The 20547-nt window shown below is 69.4% G+C and carries 16 protein-coding genes; 4 read left to right on the top strand and 12 right to left on the bottom strand.

Annotated elements, in window-relative coordinates; genetic code table 11:
• Positions 1–198: 198 nt before the first annotated feature.
• The 6 genes from ACFWXQ_RS42335 to ACFWXQ_RS42310 all read right to left on the bottom strand — a co-directional run bounded on the left by ACFWXQ_RS42335 (position 199) and on the right by ACFWXQ_RS42310 (position 6134).
• Positions 199–732 carry an alkyl hydroperoxide reductase gene (locus tag ACFWXQ_RS42335; RefSeq protein ID WP_383957496.1) on the bottom strand — a complete coding sequence of 178 codons (534 nt, stop codon included), beginning with the start codon at positions 730–732 and terminating at the stop codon, positions 199–201.
• 343 nt (positions 733–1075) lie between these two features.
• Complete coding sequence (locus tag ACFWXQ_RS42330; RefSeq protein WP_383956905.1) at positions 1076–3409, bottom strand: ABC transporter permease; 2334 nt, start codon at positions 3407–3409, stop codon at positions 1076–1078.
• A complete protein-coding gene (locus ACFWXQ_RS42325) occupies positions 3406–4092 on the bottom strand; it encodes an ABC transporter ATP-binding protein (protein ID WP_362088310.1) in 687 nt (228 codons plus the stop codon). The genes ACFWXQ_RS42330 and ACFWXQ_RS42325 overlap by 4 nt, the downstream gene beginning before the upstream one ends.
• A complete protein-coding gene (locus ACFWXQ_RS42320; RefSeq protein WP_143636691.1) occupies positions 4089–4613 on the bottom strand; it encodes a PadR family transcriptional regulator in 525 nt (174 codons plus the stop codon). Before ACFWXQ_RS42320 ends, ACFWXQ_RS42325 begins: the two co-directional genes overlap by 4 nt.
• Before the next feature lie 337 nt (positions 4614–4950).
• Entirely contained in the window at positions 4951–5202 is a 252-nt protein-coding gene (locus ACFWXQ_RS42315) for a hypothetical protein (RefSeq protein WP_383954482.1), read from the bottom strand.
• Complete coding sequence (locus ACFWXQ_RS42310; RefSeq protein ID WP_383954480.1) at positions 5199–6134, bottom strand: SPFH domain-containing protein; 936 nt, start codon at positions 6132–6134, stop codon at positions 5199–5201. The genes ACFWXQ_RS42315 and ACFWXQ_RS42310 overlap by 4 nt, the downstream gene beginning before the upstream one ends.
• A 285-nt stretch (positions 6135–6419) precedes the next feature.
• On the opposite strand from ACFWXQ_RS42310, the gene ACFWXQ_RS42305 reads away from it, so the two are divergent.
• Positions 6420–8780 (top strand): transglycosylase domain-containing protein, encoded by a 2361-nt coding sequence (locus ACFWXQ_RS42305; RefSeq protein WP_383954478.1) that lies wholly within the window; start codon positions 6420–6422, stop codon positions 8778–8780.
• Between the two features lie 116 nt (positions 8781–8896).
• Here the strand turns inward: ACFWXQ_RS42305 and ACFWXQ_RS42300 are convergent, their stop codons facing one another.
• The 5 genes from ACFWXQ_RS42300 to ACFWXQ_RS42280 all read right to left on the bottom strand — a co-directional run bounded on the left by ACFWXQ_RS42300 (position 8897) and on the right by ACFWXQ_RS42280 (position 17200).
• Entirely contained in the window at positions 8897–10360 is a 1464-nt protein-coding gene (locus ACFWXQ_RS42300; RefSeq protein WP_383954477.1) for a catalase, read from the bottom strand.
• Positions 10361–10575: 215 nt separating this feature from the next.
• Positions 10576–12786 carry a SpoIIE family protein phosphatase gene (locus ACFWXQ_RS42295; protein WP_383954475.1) on the bottom strand — a complete coding sequence of 737 codons (2211 nt, stop codon included), beginning with the start codon at positions 12784–12786 and terminating at the stop codon, positions 10576–10578.
• A gap of 366 nt (positions 12787–13152) precedes the next feature.
• Positions 13153–13845, bottom strand: coding sequence for a DUF402 domain-containing protein (locus tag ACFWXQ_RS42290; RefSeq protein WP_383954473.1), 693 nt, complete (start codon positions 13843–13845; stop codon positions 13153–13155).
• A gap of 73 nt (positions 13846–13918) precedes the next feature.
• On the bottom strand, positions 13919–15304 hold the full coding sequence (locus ACFWXQ_RS42285; protein WP_383954471.1) for a class II fumarate hydratase: 1386 nt from the start codon (positions 15302–15304) through the stop codon (positions 13919–13921).
• Positions 15305–15532: 228 nt separating this feature from the next.
• On the bottom strand, positions 15533–17200 hold the full coding sequence (locus ACFWXQ_RS42280) for a fumarate hydratase (RefSeq protein WP_383955448.1): 1668 nt from the start codon (positions 17198–17200) through the stop codon (positions 15533–15535).
• 156 nt (positions 17201–17356) lie between these two features.
• Between ACFWXQ_RS42280 and ACFWXQ_RS42275 the strand changes: the two genes are divergently transcribed.
• Positions 17357–18058 (top strand): DUF1707 domain-containing protein, encoded by a 702-nt coding sequence (locus tag ACFWXQ_RS42275; RefSeq protein WP_383955445.1) that lies wholly within the window; start codon positions 17357–17359, stop codon positions 18056–18058.
• Between the two features lie 163 nt (positions 18059–18221).
• The gene (locus ACFWXQ_RS42270) at positions 18222–18599 is read left to right on the top strand and encodes a WhiB family transcriptional regulator (RefSeq protein WP_362088257.1); all 378 of its coding nucleotides are present in this window, start codon (positions 18222–18224) and stop codon (positions 18597–18599) included.
• A 219-nt stretch (positions 18600–18818) separates the two neighbouring features.
• On the opposite strand, the gene glpX is transcribed toward ACFWXQ_RS42270, so the two are convergent.
• Entirely contained in the window at positions 18819–19850 is a 1032-nt protein-coding gene (glpX, locus tag ACFWXQ_RS42265; RefSeq protein ID WP_200396080.1) for a class II fructose-bisphosphatase, read from the bottom strand.
• Positions 19851–19975: 125 nt separating this feature from the next.
• Between glpX and ACFWXQ_RS42260 the strand changes: the two genes are divergently transcribed.
• Entirely contained in the window at positions 19976–20494 is a 519-nt protein-coding gene (locus ACFWXQ_RS42260; protein ID WP_383955441.1) for a DUF4245 domain-containing protein, read from the top strand.
• The last annotated feature ends 53 nt before the right edge of the window (positions 20495–20547 follow it).

The following is a 20547-nucleotide window of genomic DNA, read 5'->3' as shown; positions in this document are numbered from 1 at the left end:
CCCTAAAAGACTGCGCAGTTCCCCGCGCCCCTAAAGACCCAAAGACCTAGGGGCGCGGGGAACTGCGCAACGGGGGTTCGGGGGCGGAGCCCCCGAGTAGTGACGGGAATGGGTAGGGGCGGCGGGGGCGAAGACAGTCCGAAGCCCCGCCAACCGCGAAGGTGAACGGGGCCACGAGGGGGGGGCAAACCGGCGGAGCTACTCCGCCAGGATCGCCTCCGCGTCGAGGGTGACGCCCACCGCCTGGACGACCGAGGCGATCTTGAACGCTTCCTGGACGGTCTCCCGGTCGACACCGGCCTTGCGGAGCACCCGCTCATGGGAGTCAAGACACTGCCCACACCCATTGATCGCGGAGACGGCGAGCGACCACAGTTCGAAGTCGACCTTCTCCACACCGGGGTCGCCGATCACGTTCATCCGCAGACCGGCCCGCAGGTTCCCGTACTCCGGATCGGACAGCAGATGCCGCGTGCGGTAGAAGACGTTGTTCATCGCCATGACCGCGGCGGCGGACTTGGCAGCCGTGTACGCCTCAGGAGAGAGCTTCGCATTGGCCTCCTCCTCCAGCTCGCGCAGCACACGGGGGGACCGCGAGGCGATGGCGCAGGCGAGCACCGTCCCCCACAACTGCTGCTGCGGAAGCACGGAGTTGCCGATCACCGAACCGAGGTTCAGCCGAAGGTGCGTGGCGTAGTCCGGAATCGCGGACTTCAGCGCGTCGAGCGACATCGCTCACTCACCGGCCGGCAGCTTGACGGGGTCAAGGGTGTCCCCGCCCCAGACGCAGGCGGTCAGTTCGAAGTCGGGCAGACGGTCACCTACGGTGAGCATTTGTCTCCTCTTGGGCGACGGAAAAGGTCGTTTCGCGGCCTTCCGTGTGAGTTGGACGCCGCCAAGACTGCCATGGAGTAACTGATCGCTGAAATCGGCTGGGTCGGGACAAATGATTTGATTCGGCCAATAGTTGTGGGGCGCGCCGCAGCCGTTGCCGGTACGGGTCACACGACCCGTACCGGCAACGGCCCCGCGCCCCTGAGGCGCGCCAACTCCCTGCGCGGCCTCCTGAGGCGCGCTACTCCGTGCGCAGCCCGTCCGGGCGCATCAGCCGCAGCAGTGGCGGCACGCTGAGGGCCGTCACCGCGAGGACGACCGCCGCGCCGATGCCCGTCATGGCCAGGACGCTCAGCCAGTCCACGGTGACCTTGGTGTCCGTCATCTTCAGCAGGACCGCGCCCAGGGTGAGGCCCACCACCGAGGCGAGGACCAGGCCGAGGGCGACCGGGATCGCGGTCTGCCACAGCACCGACAGGCTCAGTGTGCGGCGCCGGGTGCCGAAGGCGACGAGGACCGACAGGAGCTTCTTGCGCTCGCGCAGCTGCTCCAGCTGTGAGACGAGCAGGCTCGCCCCGATCAGCGCGAGAACACAGGCCGCGCCGACGAACAGGCCGGTACGGATGGAGGCGAAGGTGTCGGAGCGCTCGCTCGCCGAGTACGACCAGGGGTCCGCGAGCGGGTCAACCTTCGCCGCGGCGTTGCGTACGAGTTCCTGCACGTCCGGGACCGCCATGTCGAGCTGAAGGTAGATCTGCCCGTCGAGGGTCGGGGCCGCCGCGGTGGGCAGCGCGCTCGGGGTGAACAGGAAACCGCCCCTCTCCCAGCCCTTCGGGTCATTGCCCGGGGTGGCCTTCTTGATGTCCCGCGGCACCGTCCAGGCGACCTCCTTGCCCTTCTCGGAGTCGCTGTAGGAGGGGTCGATGTAGAGCTTCTGGCCGGCTGCGGCGAGCTTCGGCGTGTCTGTGTCGTACTCGGCGCCGTGCACGGCGAAGACGTCACCCTCGCGGCACGACGGCAGCTTCGCCACCTCGCGCAGGGCGGCGCAGTCGCCGACGGTCAGCCCCGCGGCCTTCTCGGGGTCCGTCCTGCCCGCGCCCAGCCAGCCGTCGGAGAGCGCCATCGCCTCGCGCACACCGCGGGTCTCGACGAGGGCCTGCCGGGCCTCGGCGAGCGGGGCGGTCCTCGGTACGGACATCTGCATCTGTGCGCGTGAGAGGTCGTTGCCGGTGGACTCCGTGTAGTCGCTCTGGACTCCGGCGAACAGCATCTGCAGGGCGATCGCGCCGGCCACCGCCACCGCGATGCCATTCACCATGCGGGCCGCCGTACCGCTGCTCAACTGGAGCCTGCGGACCGCCAGTTGCCAGGAGACCGAGCCCGAGTTCAGCCGGGCCACGACGGCCTCCACGATCCACGGCAGCAGCGCGGTGATGCCGACGAGGAGCAGGATGACGCCACCGGTCACCATGTACTCGTTGAAGTTCCCGTTCTCGGTGCCCTTCCCGACCATCGGGACGAGCAGCCCGATACCGCCCAGCGGCAGCAGCAGCCGCCACCACAGACGGCGCCGCGCGGGCCTGGCCGTGCGCACCACGCCGAGCGGCTCGATGACCACACCGCGCAGGGCGAGCAGCGTCACCGCGACCGCGGCCGCCGGGACCGCGACGGCGATCAGGACGGCGAGTACGGGCGTCGGGTTGAGGTAGCTCGGGAAGACGCTGAAGCCGAAGACCTCGACGGAGCCCGCGATCTGACGACCGACCAGGAAGAAGCCGGTACCGAAGAGCAGCCCGAGCACCGCGCCGGAGAGGGCCTCGCCCGCGGCGATCCGGCGGGTCATCCGGCTGTCGGCGCCGACCAGTCGCAGCGCCGCGAGCCTGCGGTCACGCCGCTCGCCGCCGAAGCGTACGGCCGCGGCGATGAAGACGCCGACCGGCATCAGCAGCACCACGAAGACCGTGAGGACGAGCAGCAGCAGGACCGGGTCCAGCTCCTCCGAGGGCGCCTTCTCTCCCTGGAACGTGTTGATGCGCGTGATGCCGGGGCCGTCGCCGTACCGGGCCAGGTTCTCGCCGCCCGCGTAGAAGGCGAGTTCGGCCGAACCGATGAGGCCCGCTTCACTGATCGTGCCGGTGATCCGGTCCGGCAGCCGCTCGCGGAGCAGCTTGGAGTCCTTGGACTTCAGCAGTTCCTTGAGCGCGGGCGACACGACCATCTCGCCCGGCGCGGGGAACTTCTTCAACCCCGGAGGCAGCGGCGCCCGCAGGCCCTCCGGTTGCAGCTGGCGGCCCCGGACGTCCCGGCCGCGGAACTCGGTGCCGACGTCCGCGACGAGCACCGTGTTGTCGGCCTTGGGCGGCTCCTCCACGCCGATCGTGACGTCCATACGCGCGTGCTCGCGGTCGGACCGTGCCTGCATCGCGTTCGGTATCGCGGTGGTGAGCAGCAGCAGCGCCACGCCGAGACCGACTCCAATGCCCGTGAGCAGGACGCGAACCCAGCCCTCGCGGCCCCCGGTGAACGCGAACTTGGCGCCCATGGCCAGGTCTTTCGACCATTGGCGTGCATTCATACGACGCGCTCCATGTCCCGGGACTTGCCGTCGCGTACGACGATCTCGCGGTCCGAGTAGGCGGCGACGCGGGCCTCGTGGGTGACGAGGACGACGGCGGCGTTGGCGGAGCGGGCGGCTTCGGTGAGGAGTTCCATCACGCGCTCGCCGTTGAGTGAGTCGAGGGCGCCGGTGGGCTCGTCGGCGAAGAGCACGCGCGGGTCGGTGACCAGTGCGCGGGCGACAGCGACGCGCTGGCCCTGGCCGCCGGAGACCTCGCCGGGCCGCTTGGCCTTCAGGTCGTCGACCTCCAGCTGTTCCATCCGGGCCAGGGCGGCGCGCTCGGCCTCCTTGCGGGAGGAGCCGTTCAGCCGGAGCGGGAGCGCCACGTTCTCGACGCAGGTCAGCTCCGGTACGAGCTGGCCGAACTGGAAGACGAAGCCGAACTGGGAGCGGCGCAGCGCGCTTCGCTGGGCGTCGTTCATCGTCGCCATCTCCTGGCCGCCGTACATGATCGAGCCCGAGTCGGGCGTCACGATGCCGGCGAGGCAGTGCAGGAGGGTCGACTTGCCGGAGCCCGAGGGGCCCATCACGGCGACGACCTCGCCCGGGTGGATGGAGAACCCGGCGCCGTCGAGGGCGTTGGTGGGGCCGTACGCCTTGCGCAGGTCGTGGGCCACGAGCAGGGAGCCTGCGGGGGTCATCGAGTCACCGCCTCTGCGAGCTTGCCGAGGCGCGCGGCGGTGAGTTCCAGCCAGCGCAGGTCGGCTTCGAGATGGAAAAGTGCGTGGTCACAGATCAGCTGGTCGGCGAGATCGCCCTTGCGCTTGCGGTCGGTGAGCATCCGCATCATGCGCAGGTGCTCCGCGCGCTGGGTGTCGAGGATCCCGGACGCGTCGCGGTGCGTCAGGAGTGCGAGGACGACCTTCGTGTAGAGGGTCGACTGGAGGTACGGCTCCGGCTTCTCCGGTGTGGCGAGCCACCGCTGGACGTCGGTGACGCCCGCCTCGGTGATCGCGTACCGCTTGCGCTCGGGGCCGTCGCCCGCCTCTATCCCGTCGACCTCCACGAGGCCGTTCTTCAGCAGCCGTGACATCGTCGAATAGACCTGGCCGTAGTGGAGCGGCCGGTCGTGACCGAACTTTTCGTCGAAGGCCCGCTTCAGGTCGTAACCGTGGCGGGGCCCGGACTCCAGGAGTCCTAGGAGCGTGTGACCGATGGACATGCGGAGCACTGTACACAGGGCGTATACACCGCGTGTATACGCACCGTGGATAGCCGCGTTCGAGGCGTACGGGTCCGCAGGTCAGGCTTGATTGTCACGGTTCTGCTACTGGGGTGGCGGCGTCTTTTTCTCGCCCCCGCCGCCCCTACCCTCCCCCACTCTCGGCTTCGCTCGAGCGGGGGGACCCCCATCGTCCCTTACTCAGGGGCTTCGCCCCCGAACCCCCGAAAGACTGCGCAGTTCCCCGCGCCCCTGAAGACCTAGGGGCGCGGGGAACTGCGCGAGCAACCCACGACGGCCCGCAGCCAAAAACGAACCCGCTGCCCCCAAGCCGTACTTACTCCTCCGCCTCCCCGGAAGCGGGAGGCCGCCCCCGGCGAGGTATCGGCCCAGCCCCGCCCGGCAGGCGCCCCGTCTCCGCCAGAGCCCTCCGGAGCAGGAACTCGATCTGCGCGTTGGCGGAGCGCAGCTCGTCGCCGGCCCAGCGTGCCAGCGCCTCGTACACGAGCGGATCCAGCCGCAACAGCACCTGCTTGCGCTGCTGCTGCGGCCGCCGCTGGGGGGAAGCCCCCTCGGAAGGTGAGGTCACTGGTAGAGGGACCCCGTGTTGAGGACGGGCTGCGGGGCGCGGTCGCCGCACAGGACCACCAGCAGGTTCGACACCATCGCCGCCTTCCGTTCGGAGTCCAGCTCGACGATGTCCCGCTCGGTGATCCGGGCGAGCGCGTCCTCGACCATGCCGACCGCACCGTCCACGATCTGCCGCCGCGCGGCGACGACCGCACCCGCCTGCTGCCGCTGGAGCATCGCCGAGGCGATCTCGGGAGCGTATGCGAGATGCGTGAAGCGGGACTCGATGATCTGCACACCCGCGGCCTCCACGCGCGCGTGGAGTTCGACGGCGAGCTTCTCGGTGATCTCCTCCGCGTTGCCGCGCAGCGACAGACCGTCCTCGTCATGGGCGTCGTACGGGTACTCGATGGCGATGTGCCGCACCGCCGCCTCGGTCTGGGTGGCGACGAACTCCAGGAAGTCGTCCACCTCGAAGCTCGCCTGCGCGGTGTCCTCGACCTTCCAGACCACGACCGCGGCGAGCTCGATCGGGTTGCCGTAGGCGTCGTTGACCTTGAGGACGGCCGTCTCGTGGTTGCGTACCCGCGTCGAGATCTTCGTACGGGACGTCAGCGGGTTCACCCAGCGCAGGCCGTCCTCGCGGATCGTGCCCCGGTAGCGGCCGAAGAGCTGGACGACGCGGGCCTCGCCCGGCGCCACCATGTTCAGACCGCACATGGCGATGAAGGCCGCCAGACCGATCAGGATGCCGAGCACGATCAGCACGGCCTTGCCGCCGGTGGAGCCCACCGCGGTGGCGCTGACGACCATTCCGGCGCCGGCCAGCAGCCCGACGAGGCCGAGCAGCAGCGCGAGCCCGCCGCCGATGCTGTGCGCGACGGACTCCCGGACGCGCGGTGCGGGCATCTCGGGTACGTCGGCGATGTGTGGAGTGTCGTGCGTGGACATGGGTGATCCCCCGTTTCGTGGTACGGCGATTTGCGGTGCTGTGGCTCGTTTTGCGAGCGTCTAGCTTCGTTCTAGCTAAGTGATATCACTTTACCCCGCACAGCAACCTTCTACGCATCCGAATCGTCGGTTCCATAGGGACAGGTGGGGACAGGTGCTGATTGTCACGTCCGCAAAAGACGGGATCGACCGTCCTATGTCCCCACGCGCGGTGTTAGTTTGCTGAGCTGACCTGACCGGTGAACCTGTGAGACACGAGAGACGGAAGCGGAGCGGATCGGACCCATGGGACGAGCGGAAGAAAGACGAGCGCGGCAGCGCGGCGGTGGACACCGCGCCGCGCCGAAGCGCTCGTCCAGAGCCGGCGCCAAGGGTGGTGCCACGGCCGGTGCCAAGGCCGGTGCGAAGAGTGGCATACGTCGCCTCTTCACCTGGAAGAAGCTCCTCGGTACGTTCTTCGGCCTCTGTCTCCTCGGGATGGCGGCCTTTGTCGCTCTGTACCTGATGATCGACGTTCCCAAGGGCAACGCCGCCGCGGTCCAGCAGAGCAACATCTACAAGTACAGCAACGGCGACACGCTCGCCCGCGACGGCGACGTCAACCGCGAGCTCGTCGACCTGGACCAGGTCTCCAAGGACGTCCGGATGACCTTCGTCGCCGCCGAGAACAAGTCCTTCTACGAGGACGCCGGCGTCGACTTCAAGGGCACCGCCCGCGGTCTGCTCAACACCCTCTCCGGCAAGGGCAAGCAGGGTGGCTCGACGATCACCCAGCAGTACGTCAAGAACTACTACCTGACACAGGACCAGACCGTCACGCGCAAGCTGAAGGAACTGGTCATCTCCCTGAAGGTGGACCGCCAGGAGTCCAAGGACGACATCCTCGCGGGCTATATCAACACCAGCTACTACGGCCGCAACGCGTGGGGCATCCAGGCCGCCGCGCAGGCCTACTACCGCGTCGACGCGGACGAGCTCAACGTCGCGCAGGGCGCGTACCTCGCCGCGCTGCTCCAGGCGCCGAGCCAGTACGACTGGGCGGTCGCTAGCCCCACCAGCAAGAAGCTGGTCACCGCCCGCTGGAACTACGTCCTGGACAACATGGTCGAGGAGGGCTGGCTCAGCTCCGCCAAGCGCGACGGCATGAAGTTCCCGGTGCCGAAGGACCCCAAGGGCGCGCCCGGTCTGCAGGGCCAGGCCGGCTACCTGGTGGAGGCCGCCGACACCGCGCTGAAGAAGCAGCTCGTCTCGCAGGGCACGGCCGCAGACATGGACGAGGCCGAGACCATGGTCAAGGCCGGCGGCTGGACCATCACCCTGAACATCGACAAGAAGAAGCAGGCCCAGCTGGAGAAGTCCGTCAAGAGCCAGCTGACCGGCAAGCTGGACGCCGAGAAGCGGGACATCGACGCCGACGTCCAGGCCGGTGCCGCCTCCGTCGACCCGAAGACCGGCAGGGTCGTCGCGATGTACGGCGGCGTGGACTATGTGAAGCACTACACGAACAACGCGACGCGCCGCGACTACCAGCCCGCCTCCACCTTCAAGCCGCTGATCCTGGCCGCGGCCGTCGACAAGGACGCCGAGACGCAGGACGGCACGCCGGTCACGGCGAAGACGATCTACGACGGCACCAGCAAGCGGCCGGTCGTCGACGACGGCAAGAAGGTCGGCTTCGCCCCGCCGAACGAGGACGACGTCGACTACGGAGACGTCACCGTCCAGACCGCGATGAACAAGTCCATCAACTCCGTCTTCGCCCAGCTGGGCGTCGACGTCGGCATGGACCAGGTCATGAAGACCGCGGGCGACCTCGGCATGGACGTCGAGGGCGCCAGGTCGGTGCCCGCCCAGACCCTCGGCACGATGGGCGCGAGCCCGCTGGAGATGGCCGGCGTCTACGCGACGCTCGACAACCACGGCAAGAAGGTCACCCCGGCCCTCGTGAAGTCCGTCGAGCACAAGGACCGCGTCGTCAAGTTCCCGGACCCGGTCGGCGACCAGGTCATCAGCCGCGAGGCCGCCGACACGGTCACCTCGGTGCTGACCGGCGTGGTCGACGACGGTACGGCCAAGACGTCCGTACGCGACAACCCGGCCCGCGACGGCCAGCAGGTCGCGGGCAAGACCGGTACCTCCGACTGCAACAAGTCGGCCTGGTTCACCGGCTACACGCCCAAGCTCGTCACCTCGGTGGGCGTCTTCGGCGAGGCGGCCAAGGCGGGCACCACCCGCTGCGGCAAGGACAAGCCGGTGAAGGTCAAGGCGTTCAGCCAGGTCACACTGCAGGGCGCGGCAGGCGGCGGCCGGGTCAACGGCGGTGGCTTCCCGGCCCAGATATGGGCGACGTACACCTTCGGCGCGATGGGCGGCGTCTCCAAGTTCGACCTTGACACCGACCAGGGCGCGGCCGTCCAGCCGACGATCACGCCGACGACCACTCAGCCGCCGGCGACACCGTCCGACGAGCCGAGCACCGAGGACCCGACGACGAAGCCGCCGACGACCAGTCCGCCGGTGGAGAGCAGTCCCGAGGAGACGCCGACCGAGAGCGAAGATCCTCCGACGCCGACCACCAGCGCACCGTCGCCACCGGACGGCATAGAACTACCAACGGACCCGGACGACCCACAGTCGGATCCGTAGCCGGCAATTACTGGGAAGACGCGCCCCCCATAAGGGGCGCGGGGAACTGCGCGACCAGCCACAAACGGCCCGCAGTTCCCCACCGGCATCACAGAAAACGGCTCGCAGAAACGGCCTCAGTCCCCGTTGACCGAGTGGGCGATCCGGTCACCGATCTCCTTGTCGATGTTCCGCCAGTACTGCAGCGCCCGCTCCAGCACGGGCCGGGACACATCGGCCAGCAGATGCCCGCTGACGTTCGACACGAGCCGGTCCCGGGCGCCGTCGTCGAGGACCTGCCGGACCATCGTCCCGGCCTGCCCCCAGTCGTCGTCCTCCCGGTGCAGCTTGTACGCCTCGCGCACCAGCTCCCCGGCGGTCTGCCAGCTCGCCGGGTCGCCGAACTGCCCGTAGTCGGCGGCGGGCCCGCCGTAGGAATTGGGCGCGTACGGACGGGCCGCGTTGGACGCCTCGTACCGCATGGGGCCGTCCTTGGCGTACGAGTTGACCGGTGCGTGCGGCCGGTTGGGCGGCAGCTGCGCGTAGTTGGGGCCGATCCGGTACCGATGGGTGTCCGGGTACGAGAAGAGCCGGCCCAGCAGCATCTTGTCCGGCGAGGGGCCGATGCCCGGCACCAGGTTGGACGGCTCGAAGGCGGCCTGCTCGATGTGGATGAAGTAGTCCTCGGGGTTCCTGTCGAGGGTCATCCGGCCGACGTCGATCAGCGGATAGTCGCCGTGCGGCCAGACCTTCGTCAGGTCGAACGGGTTGAAGCGGTAGTCCGCCGCGTCCTCGAACGGCATGATCTGGACCTTGAGCGTCCAGCTCGGCGCGTTCCCGGACTCGATCGACTCGTAGAGATCACGGCGGTGCTTGTCCGCGTCCGAACCGGCCAGCTCGTCGGCCTCGTCCTGCGTGAGGTGGTCGATGCCCTGGTCGGTCTTGAAGTGGTACTTCACCCAGAACCGCTCACCGGCACCGTTGATCCACATGTAGGTGTGGGACGAGTAGCCGTTCATGTGGCGGTACGTCTTCGGGATGCCCCGGTCACCCATCAGCCAGGTCACCTGGTGTGCCGACTCGGGCGAGAGCGTCCAGAAGTCCCACTGCATGTCGTTGCTGCGCAGCCCGGTCGCCGGGTGGCGCTTCTGCGAGCGGATGAAGTCCTGGAACTTGATCGTGTCACGGACGAAGAAGACCGGCGTGTTGTTGCCCACCAGGTCGTAGTTGCCGTGCTCGGTATAGAACTTGAGCGCGAAACCGCGCGGGTCGCGCCAGGTGTCGGGCGAGCCCTGCTCACCGGCGACGGTCGAGAAGCGCGCCAGCATCTCCGTGCGCTTCCCGGGCTGGAACAGGTCGGCCTTGGTGAACTGGCTGACGTCATTGGTTACTTCGAAGAATCCGTACGCGCCACTGCCCTTGGCGTGCACCACCCGCTCGGGGACCCGCTCCCGGTTGAACTGGGCCATCTTCTCGATGAGGTAGTGGTCCTGCAGCAGGATCGGGCCGTCGGGACCGACGGTGAGCGAGTGTTCGTCGCTCTCCACCGGAATTCCGACGTTGTTCGTGGTGTAGGGAGCCTTCTGGGGTGTCTGCGTCACGAGCGTCCTCCCGTCAAGAAGAGAGTCGTAAGGTCGCTTCGGCCACCCCAGCAGTCAACTCCGCCGACGGGATGTCGGCAACATTTGGACGCGATCCAATACCGGTTCGGGTCTCACCTGCCTGCCGGGGGGCGTCTCCCGTGGGTACCCCCCGATCAGGGATCGACTCAGCCGTGGCCGGACTCGTCCAAGGTCCGACTCAGCCGTGGTCCGACTCAGCCGTGGTTCAGCTCGAACCAGACCACCTTTCCCGTGCTGAGCCGGGTCGCGCCCCACCGCCTGGCCAGCTTGTTCACCAGGTAGAGCCCGCGGCCGCCCTCGTCCGTGGCCCGCGCCTGCCGCAGCCGCGGCAACTGCGGCACATCGTCACCGACCTCGCAGCGCAGCACGTCCGTACGGAGCAGACGCAGCGTGACCGGCCGTGTCGTGTAGCGCACGGCGTTCGTCACGACCTCGCTGACGAGCAGCTCCAGGGAGTCCGTGAGCTCCTCCAGGCCCCAGCGGGAGAGCGCCTTGCGGGCCAGCCGACGGGCCCGGCCCGGCGCCGCGTCCTCGGGGTCCAGATGCCAGAAGGCGACATCGCTGGGCGCGATTCCGTCGAAGCGGGCGGCGAGCAGTGCGATGTCGTCGTCCCGGTCGCCCGGGCCGAGCATGTCGAGCACCTCGTCGCACAGCGCTTCGAGCGGCGGCGGATGGTCGGCGCCGGTCAGCTGCGCGGTGGCGGCGAGCTTCTCGCGCAGCTGTTCTATACCGGTCCACACGTCACGCAGCCGCGACTCGACCAGACCGTCGGTGTAGAGCAGCAGGGTGGCGCCGGCGGGCGCGTCCAGCTCGACCGCCTCGAAGTCCACCCCGCCCACACCGATCGGGGCGCCCGGCGGTACGCGCAGGACCTCGGCCCGGCCGCCCAGGTGCAGCAGGACGGGCGGGGGATGGCCGGCGTTGGCGATGGTGATGCGGTGCGCGACCGGGTCGTACACCGCGTACAGGCAGGTCGCCATGCGGTCGGTGCCCAGGCGCTGGGCCTGCTCGTCCAGATGGTGCAGGACCTCCTGCGGGGGCAGGTCGAGCCCGGCGAGGGTCTGCGCGGTCGTCCGCAGCTGGCCCATGATGGCCGCCGAGGTCATGGAGTGGCCCATGACGTCACCGACGACGAGGGCGACCCGGCTGCCGGGCAGCGGGATCGCGTCGTACCAGTCGCCGCCGACCCGGGCGGTCTCCGCGGCCGGCAGATAGCGGGACGCCAGCCGCACGCCGGTCGGCCGGGGCAGCGTCTCGGGCAGCATCGTGCGCTGCAGCTCGTCCGCGATGTAGGCCTCGCGCCCGTACAGCACGGCTTTGTCGATGCCGAGCGCGCTGTGCGTGGCGAGCTGGGCCGCCACGAGCAGGTCGTCCGTCTCGAAGGCGGGCCGGTCCGGGCGGCGCAGGAACAGCGCGGCGCCGATCACACGGCGGCGCCCGCGCAGCGGGGCGAGGATCGCCCGCTGGCCGCCGGGCACGGTCAGGTCCTCGCCGATCAGCTCCGGCAGCGCGGCCCGTGCGGCGGGCGCGTCCGCGAAGACGGGCCGCACCCCGCGCAGCACCTCGTTCAGCGCGCCACCGGGTCGTACGGTGCACAGCTCGGCGGTGATCCCGAGGTCGGGCTCGGGCTGGAGCGCGGGCAGCAGGAAGCCCTCGGTGTCCCGGTCCTCGGGGATCCGGTCGGTGCGCCGCAGCCGCAGCACGACGGGCCCGGTGGGCCGTTCGTCGCCGACAGGCAGCGGGTCGCGCAGATAGACGAGGATCGCGTCCGAGAAGGTCGGCACGGTGGCCCGGCACAGGCCCATCACGATCTCGTCGAGGTCGATGCCGCGGGCGATCCGCCGGGTGGCGGCCCCCACGAAGCGCAGCCGGTCGCCGTCCCGGCGCATGGGCATGGGAGTGCCCGGCGCGGGCCCCTGTCCCGTACGCCGCTCCTTGCCGCTCTGGACCGCGGACGCCTCGGCACCCGACTGGGCCGGGATCGTCTCGGGCGCGGGCCGCGGGCGGTGCGGGTCGGGCTCGGTCACGGACGGCTGGGAATGCTCGGATCCCGAGCCGGTGGGAGCGTCGGTCGGGCCGTGGCCGCCGGAGGGCGCGGGCGGGCCCTGGCTGCCGGCCGGGGTCCCGGACGCGGCGGGCGTGCCCGTGGCGGCGGCGAGGGAGCCCGGGGGTGTGGGGGAGCCGGTCGGGCACTGGCCGTCGGAAGCGGGCGCACCCGGGATCCCGGGCGGGGCGGGGGCCTCGGCCGGCCGTCCCTGTGCGGGTAAACCGGTGGAACCCTGCGCCGGCGGCTCCGGGGTACGCAGAAGCGCCCCGCGGGGGTCCGCGGGGGCGGTGGGCCGGGCAGCGCTTGGCTGGCGGCGCTCGTGGGAGGTGGGGTGCTCCGTCACGCGTGTCGAATCCATCCGTCCGGTGCTGCGCGCCGTGCGTGCAGTTCGTCCCGCAGAAATCCCGATACCCGGAATGCGTGCCCCAGGAACGGAATCACCGCGTGGTCAGACAGCCTCTCAGAAGAGGGACCGTCGGGCACCGGCGGGAACAGCCCGTCCGGCCGTCTCCTGACCGTACCGCTGTGGCCCTCGTACCCCTCGCTCACGTCCTGCCGCCCCTCGGTGACGTTCGGTCAAGCCCAGCGTGTGCTCCGGGAGTTGTCGCCTCGCGCCCGCCCGCCACCCGACCACCACTCCTCAACGACGGTGCTGCGCACCGACCGTGACTGTTCGTTGCGGAGGACGATCCTACGGTTCTACCACGGGGGCACAACAAGGGTCTCACGTGGACACGTGCGCGGGCGTACGATCCCAGTCGTCCGGCAGCGACGGTACGGACCAGGACGGATCCGGGCGCCAGTGCGGCCAGCCGTCCGAGAACGGCGGGCCCCAGGCGCGGATCACCTCCACGGCGGCCCGGCCGGCCTCCCGCACCCGCGCGGCCAGTTGGGCGTCCATCAGACCGTCCCGCCGGGCCTGCGCGAACTCGTCCTCGTCGCGCCAGTCCCAAGTCCGGTCAGGGTTCACCGAGATGTCGAGGAAGTGGTCCTCGGAGTCCACCCCGCCGGCCCATCTGGCCAGCGGTTCCTCCAAGTTGACGTACCAGTTCTTGAACTGCCAGCCCGGCTCCCAGAACAGCCACACCGACCACGGCTCACCGGGCCGGGCCAGCTTCAGCACACCGGTGCCGAACCAGTGGCCGCGCTGCACGGTCCTGGGCTTGGTGTAGCGGGACTCCAGCGGCTCCACGTGCACGGGCGTGCCGTCGGCGAGGACGGGCTTCACACACTCCGTCCCCGGGGCCAGCCACACGGCGAGCAGCTCCTCGTCGTCCCGCACGACGGTCACGGGGCGCACGATGTGGAAGCGCTCGCCGGCGTTCTCCCGGTAACGCCACAGGATCCGGCTCCCGGGGTTCCAGTACGCCGCCGACCCGCCCGCTTCCACGTGTGTCACCGCTCCACCCTCTGCCATGAACAGATATTAGGTGCCCATGGCATACGACGCTGCGGCGCGCGTCACGGTTCGCGCGCCGGGCCGCATGACGTTACGGGCGCGTCATCCGCAGGACATCCAGGGCCTCGTCCAGCTGCTCCCGGGTGAGGTCGCCGCGCTCGACGTAACCCGACTCCAGGACGACCTCACGGATGGTCCTCCGCTCGGCGAGCGCCTTCTTGGCGACCTTCGCGGCCTCCTCGTACCCGATGTACTTGTTCAGCGGCGTCACGACCGACGGCGACGACTCGGCGTACTCGCGGGCCCGCTCGCGGTTGGCGGTGATCCCGTCGACGGTCCGGTCGGCGAGCAGCCGCGAGACGTTCGCGAGGAGCCGGACCGACTCCAGTACGTTCCTGGCGATGACCGGCAGCATCACGTTGAGCTCGAAGTTCCCGGAGGCCCCGGCGGTGGCGATCGTCGCGTCGTTCCCGGTCACCTGCGCGGCGACCATCAGTACGGCCTCGGGAATGACCGGATTCACCTTGCCGGGCATGATCGACGAACCGGGCTGGAGGTCGGGAAGACTGATCTCGGCCAGACCGGTGCGCGGCCCGGAGGCCATCCACCGAAGATCATTCGCGATCTTCGTCAGCCCGACCGCGATGGTCCGCAGCTGCCCGCTGGTCTCGACGATCCCGTCCCGCGCCCCCTGCGCCTCGAAGTGGTCGCGCGCCTCGGTGAGCGGCAGCCCGGTGCTCCGCGCGACCTCGGCGATCACGGCGGCGGAGAACCCGGGCGGGGTGTTGATCCCGGTCCCCACGGCGGTCCCCCCGAGCGGCAGCTCGGCAAGCCGCGGCAGGGAGGCCTGAAGCCGCTCGATCCCGTACCGCACCTGGGCGGCGTACCCGCCGAACTCCTGCCCGAGCGTCACGGGCGTGGCATCCATGAGATGCGTACGCCCGGACTTCACGACGTCGGCGAACTCCTCGGACTTGCGGGTGAGCGCGTCCGCGAGGTGCTCAAGGGTCGGGACGAGATCGCGGGTGACGGCGGCGGTCGCGGCGATGTGGATGGACGAGGGGAAGACGTCGTTGCTGGACTGCGAGGCGTTCACATGGTCGTTCGGATGTACGTCCCTGCCGAGCCGTTCCGTCGCCAGCGTGGCGATGACCTCGTTCGTGTTCATGTTGGACGAGGTCCCGGAGCCTGTCTGAAAAACGTCCACCGGGAAGTGCTCGTCCCACTTCCCGTCCACGACCTCCGCGGCCGCCTCCTGGATGGCCTCCGAGACGTCCTTGTCCAGCACTCCGAGCCCGGCGTTCACCTTGGCCGCGGCCGCCTTGATCCTGGCGAGGGCCTCGATGTGCGCCCGCTCGATCCGCTGGCCGGAGATGGGGAAGTTCTCGACGGCACGCTGGGTCTGCGCCCGCCATTTCGCGTCCGCGGGGACGCGGACCTCACCCATGGAGTCGTGTTCGATCCGGTAGTCGCTCATGAGACGTACAGCGCCCCCGCCGCCCCTACCCATTCCCGTCCGTAGCGATTGCGGCTGCGGGCCCGGTGGGGGCTGATCGCGCAGTTCCCCGCGCCCCCAGGTACCCAGGGGCGCGGGGAACTGCGCAGTCTTTTGGTCTTTCGGGGGTTCGGGGGCGGAGCCCCCGAGTAAGGGACGGGAATGGGTAGGGGCGGCGGGGGCGAAAAAACGCCTGTCGCGACGAACGGACTAACCCAGCCCAGGCCCCCGCACAGGAATCGACGTGAACGTCGGCGCAGGCGCCGGGTCCTTGAAGAAGTCGTTGCCCTTGTCGTCAACGACGATGAACGCCGGGAAGTCCTCCACCTCGATCTTCCACACGGCCTCCATCCCGAGCTCCTCGTACTCGACGACCTCGACCTTCTTGATGCAGTCCTGCGCAAGCCGCGCCGCGGGCCCCCCGATGGAGCCGAGGTAGAAACCACCGTGCGCGTCACAGGCGTTGGTGACCTGCGCGGACCGGTTCCCCTTGGCGAGCATCACCTTGGAACCGCCCGCCGCCTGGAACTGCTCCACGTACGAGTCCATCCGCCCGGCCGTGGTGGGCCCGAACGACCCGGACGCGTACCCCTCGGGGGTCTTGGCCGGCCCCGCGTAGTACACGGGGTGGTCCTTCAGGTACTGCGGCATCTCCTCGCCCGCGTCAAGACGCTCCTTGATCTTGGCGTGCGCGATGTCCCGCGCGACGACGAGCGGTCCGGAGAGGGACAGCCGGGTCTTCACCGGGAACTTCGTGAGCTCGGCGAGGATGTCGTCCATGGGCTGGTTCAGGTCGATCTCGACGACGTCGGACGCCTCGTCGAGGTGCTCCTCCGTCGTCTCGGGGAGGAACCGCGCCGGGTCCGTCTCCAGCTGCTCCAGGAAGACGCCCTCGGCGGTGATCTTCGCGACGGCCTGACGATCCGCCGAGCAGGAGACGGCGATGGCGACCGGGCAGGACGCCCCGTGCCGCGGCAGCCGCACCACACGCACGTCGTGGCAGAAGTACTTGCCGCCGAACTGCGCGCCGATCCCGATCCGCTGCGTCAGCTCGAAGACCTTCTCCTCCAGCTCCTTGTCCCGGAAGCCGTGCCCGAGCTCGGAGCCCTCGGCCGGGATCTCGTCCAGGTAGTGCGCGGAGGCGTACTTCGCGGTCTTCAGGGCGTACTCCGCGCTCGTACCGCCGACGACGATCGCCAGGTGGTACGGCGGGCAGGCCGCGGTCCCCAGGGAGCGGATCTTCTCCTCCAGGAACTTCATCATGGAGGACTCGTTCAGGACGGCCTTCGTCTCCTGGTACAGGAACGACTTGTTGGCCGAGCCGCCGCCCTTGGCCATGAAGAGGAACTTGTAGGCGCCGCCGTCGGTCGCGTACAGCTCGATCTGGGCGGGCAGGTTCGACCCGGTGTTCTTCTCGTCCCACATGGTGAGCGGGGCCATCTGCGAGTACCGCAGGTTGAGGTTCAGGTAGGCGTCGTAGATGCCGCGACTCAGCGCGGCCTCGTCGCCGCCCTCGGTGAGCACGTTCTGTCCGCGTTTGCCCATGACGATCGCCGTGCCGGTGTCCTGGCACATGGGGAGCACGCCCGCGGCGGCGATGTTCGCGTTCTTCAGGAGGTCGAGCGCCACGAACTTGTCGTTGCCCGACGCCTCGGGGTCGTCGATGATGCGCCGCAGCTGGGCGAGGTGTGCCGGCCGCAGATAGTGCTGGATGTCGTGGATGGCCTCGGCGGCGAGCTTGCGCAGAGCCTCCGGCTCCACCTTGAGGAACGTGCGCCCGTCGGCCTCGAAGGTGGAGACACCCTCGGAGGTCACCAGCCGGTAGGGGGTGGTGTCCTCTCCCTGGGGGAGCAGATCGGTGTACGCGAACTCAGGCATCTCGCCAAATCCTTCATCGACAGACAGCGGCCGGCCTCCATTGGCGGGCGCCCACCAGCGTAGAACCTGCTACCGACACCAAGCTTGTGAGGTAAGGCTCAGTTCGCCGTCCACACCCCCTAGTCGCGATCTATCGCGTTTGGGTACGCTGCTGTCGTGGACCTAGAGAAGCGCACCTCACCCGCACCCGACCTTCGGAAGCAGACCGACCTCCGGGCGTCCGACGCCGACCGCGACCGGACGGCCGACATCCTGCGCGAGGCCCTCGCCGAGGGCCGCCTCACCGCGGAGGAGCACTCCGAGCGGGTCGAGGACGTCTTCCGCGCGAAGACCGTCGGCGAGCTGGAACCCCTCGTGGCGGACCTGCCGGTGGCCCACCGCTCCCGCCCGGCGGCGACGTTCGCCCCGGCACCGAACCGCCCCACCCCGGGCACGGTCCCTTCGGTCGCCGAGGAGAACGTGGTGGCGGTGTTCAGCGCGGCCGTCCGCAAGGGCCGCTGGCGCATCGGCCGCCGCACGCACGCGTACGCGATCTTCGGCAGCGTGGAGATAGACCTCAGCGAGGCGGTCTTCGAGCACCAGCAGGTCGTGATCAAGGCGATAGCGGTCTTCGGCAACGTCGAGATCCGCGTCCCGGAGAACGTGTCGCTGCGCGGCAACGGCGGCGGGGTCCTCGGCAACTTCGAGGTGGACACGCTCGATTCGGCCGACCACGACGCACCCGTGGTGTATGTGGACGGACTGGCCGTACTGGGAAATATCGAGGCAAAACCCAAGCGGGGCAAGCTGATCGAGGACATCCTCGACCGGGTCGGGGACCGGGTGAACGCGAAGTTGCGCAAACACCTCGGGCATTGACGGTCGCGAATTTCCCGGCGAGCGGAGGGTATTGGTCCAGTAGTGACGGTCCAGTGCCGGTCGGGATCTCCCGCGCTTCGGAACTGAGTGCATAGGCGCGCGTACAGCGGGTAGGCCTTGCTGCATCGTCTCTCGCTCGCGAAGCCGTCGTCAGGAGTAGACCGTGCTGCATCCGCCGCATCAGTCCCTGCAGGTCGCTGCCGTTCCGCCCCAGCCGGTGCCGGTGCGCGAGAGGGACCAGGACGCCCCTTGGCACACGGAGGCCGTGTGCCGCCGGGACGAGGCCGGGTTGTTCTTCGCGCCCTCGAAAGAACCCACCGCGGCCCGGCTGTCCCGGGAGGAGGCGGCCAAGCGGGTCTGCGCGCGCTGTCCGGTGATGGTCGAATGCCGAGAGCACGCACTGCTGCAACCCGAGCCCTACGGAGTCTGGGGCGGCCTCACCGCCGCCGAGCGCCGAGTCGTCCTGGCCCGACGCCGCCGCCGCGACCTCGAACTGCAGAAGGCCGCCCGCGCCACAGGCCCGATAGCCGCAGCCGGCTGACACTCACACCGATGGGGCGCCCCTCCGCACAAGGGGCGCCCCATCGCCGTACAAAAATCAATCGCTCCGCCGCAGCTTCGGCCGTTGCGTCACGTCTGCGGCGCTGAGCCTGCCACCGCGCCGCCAGAACGCGCCCCTTCAGGGGCGCGGGGAACTGCGCGACCAGCCCAAACGAACCCGCAGATGCCCACGGTCCGCATCGCACGCTTGACCAGCGAACTACTTCGCCCTGTCGAAGTCGATCGCGCTATAAGCCCGCAGCTTCGCCAGCCGATGCTCCGAGTTGATCTGCCGCACCGTCCCCGACTTCGACCGCATCACGATCGAGTCGGTCGTCGCGGTCTCGGGCCGATAGCGAACCCCCCGCAGCAACTCACCGTCGGTGATCCCGGTGGCGACGAAGAAGACGTTCTCGCCGGAGACCAGGTCGTCGGTGAACAGGACCCGGTCGAGGTCGTGCCCCGCGTCGATCGCGCGCTGCCGCTCCTCGTCCTCCTTGGGCCACAACTTGCCCTGGATCGTGCCGCCCAGGCACTTCACCGCACAGGCGGAGATGATGCCCTCGGGCGTACCGCCGATGCCGAGCAGCAGATCGATGCCGGTGCCCTCGCGCAGCGCCAGGATGGAGCCCGCGACATCGCCGTCGGAGATGAGCTTGATGCGTGCGCCGGTCTCCCGGATCTCCTTGATGATGCCGTCGTGGCGCGGCCGGTCGAGGATGACGACCGTGACGTCCTCGGGCGTGACGCGCTTGGCCTTGGCGACCCGGCGGATGTTCACGGACACGGGCGCGTTGATGTCGACGAAGTCGGCGGCCTCGGGGCCGGTGACCAGTTTGTCCATGTAGAAGACCGCGGACGGGTCGAACATGGTGCCGCGGTCGGCGGCGGCCAGCACCGCGATCGCGTTCGTCATGCCCTTCGCGGTGAGCGTGGTGCCGTCGATCGGGTCGACGGCGATGTCGCACTCGGGGCCCGTCCCGTCTCCGACGCGCTCCCCGTTGAAGAGCATCGGGGCCTCGTCCTTCTCGCCCTCACCGATGACGACGACGCCGTTCATCGAGACGGTGGAGACGAGGGTCCGCATGGCCCGTACGGCAGCGCCGTCGGCGCCGTTCTTGTCGCCGCGGCCGACCCAGCGGCCCGCGGCCATCGCGGCGGCTTCGGTGACCCGGACGAGCTCAAGGGCGAGGTTTCGGTCGGGGGCCTCGGACGGGACCTCGAGTTCGGACGGCAAGTGATGCTCGGTCATCGGAGCGCACCTTTCTGATACGACGACGGCCGGATGAGGGTTCGGGCCGACTCTATCCTCAGTCCGACAAAATGAGCAGGGGGGCCCACGGATGAGCAGACCAGTACACCTGCGACGATGGGTGCGTGGCAGGTATGAAAGGCAAGCAGACGGTCCGGGACATGGTGTTGTCCCTGGGCCTGATCGGCATAGTCGCGGGCTTCATCTACGTCTTCATTCCCAATGACGACTCGGAGCCCCCTCTCAAGCGGGTCGACTACCGCGTGGAACTCCTGACGGCCCGCCGTGCGGCCGCCTATCCGGTGGCGGCGCCCGAGGGGCTGTCCAAGCAGTGGAAGGCGACGTCGGTGCGGTTCCAGGGCGCCGACTTCGACGCGTGGCACCTCGGCTTCCACGACCCCGACGGTGAGTACGTGGCGATCGAGCAGTCGACTCAGAAGCCCGTCACGTTCATCGACGACGCGAGCCAGGGCGCCGAGGAGACGAACACGACGCAGCGCATAGGCGAGCGCACCTGGGAGCGGTACGAGGGCGCGAAGTACGACGCCCTCGTCCTCCGGGAGAAGGGCTCCACGACGGTCGTGACCGGAACGGCGTCCTTCGCTCAGCTGACGAAGATGGCCCAGGCCCTGAAGACGGAGTAAGGCGCGCGCACATGGCGACGGCCCCCGGCGTTCGTGCCGGGGGCCGTCGTCGT

The organism is Streptomyces sp. NPDC058697, assembly GCF_042715345.1.
GTDB classification, from domain to species: domain Bacteria; phylum Actinomycetota; class Actinomycetes; order Streptomycetales; family Streptomycetaceae; genus Streptomyces; species Streptomyces liliifuscus.
The sequence above is the reverse complement of the archived record's forward strand: the minus strand, read 5'-3'. Positions and strand labels throughout refer to the sequence as shown.

What these genes read in the sequence shown, in the direction of transcription:
- ACFWXQ_RS42280 (WP_383955448.1), bottom strand. Translation starts at nt 17,200, where the DNA reads ATGCCTGAGTTCGCGTACACCGATCTGCTCCCCCAGGGAGAGGACACC.
- ACFWXQ_RS42310 (WP_383954480.1), bottom strand. Translation starts at nt 6,134, where the DNA reads ATGTCCACGCACGACACTCCACACATCGCCGACGTACCCGAGATGCCC.
- ACFWXQ_RS42320 (WP_143636691.1), bottom strand. Translation starts at nt 4,613, where the DNA reads ATGTCCATCGGTCACACGCTCCTAGGACTCCTGGAGTCCGGGCCCCGC.
- ACFWXQ_RS42285 (WP_383954471.1), bottom strand. Translation starts at nt 15,304, where the DNA reads ATGAGCGACTACCGGATCGAACACGACTCCATGGGTGAGGTCCGCGTC.
- ACFWXQ_RS42305 (WP_383954478.1), top strand. Translation starts at nt 6,420, where the DNA reads ATGGGACGAGCGGAAGAAAGACGAGCGCGGCAGCGCGGCGGTGGACAC.
- ACFWXQ_RS42290 (WP_383954473.1), bottom strand. Translation starts at nt 13,845, where the DNA reads ATGGCAGAGGGTGGAGCGGTGACACACGTGGAAGCGGGCGGGTCGGCG.
- ACFWXQ_RS42330 (WP_383956905.1), bottom strand. Translation starts at nt 3,409, where the DNA reads ATGAATGCACGCCAATGGTCGAAAGACCTGGCCATGGGCGCCAAGTTC.
- ACFWXQ_RS42325 (WP_362088310.1), bottom strand. Translation starts at nt 4,092, where the DNA reads ATGACCCCCGCAGGCTCCCTGCTCGTGGCCCACGACCTGCGCAAGGCG.
- glpX (WP_200396080.1), bottom strand. Translation starts at nt 19,850, where the DNA reads ATGACCGAGCATCACTTGCCGTCCGAACTCGAGGTCCCGTCCGAGGCC.
- ACFWXQ_RS42295 (WP_383954475.1), bottom strand. Translation starts at nt 12,786, where the DNA reads ATGGATTCGACACGCGTGACGGAGCACCCCACCTCCCACGAGCGCCGC.
- ACFWXQ_RS42335 (WP_383957496.1), bottom strand. Translation starts at nt 732, where the DNA reads ATGTCGCTCGACGCGCTGAAGTCCGCGATTCCGGACTACGCCACGCAC.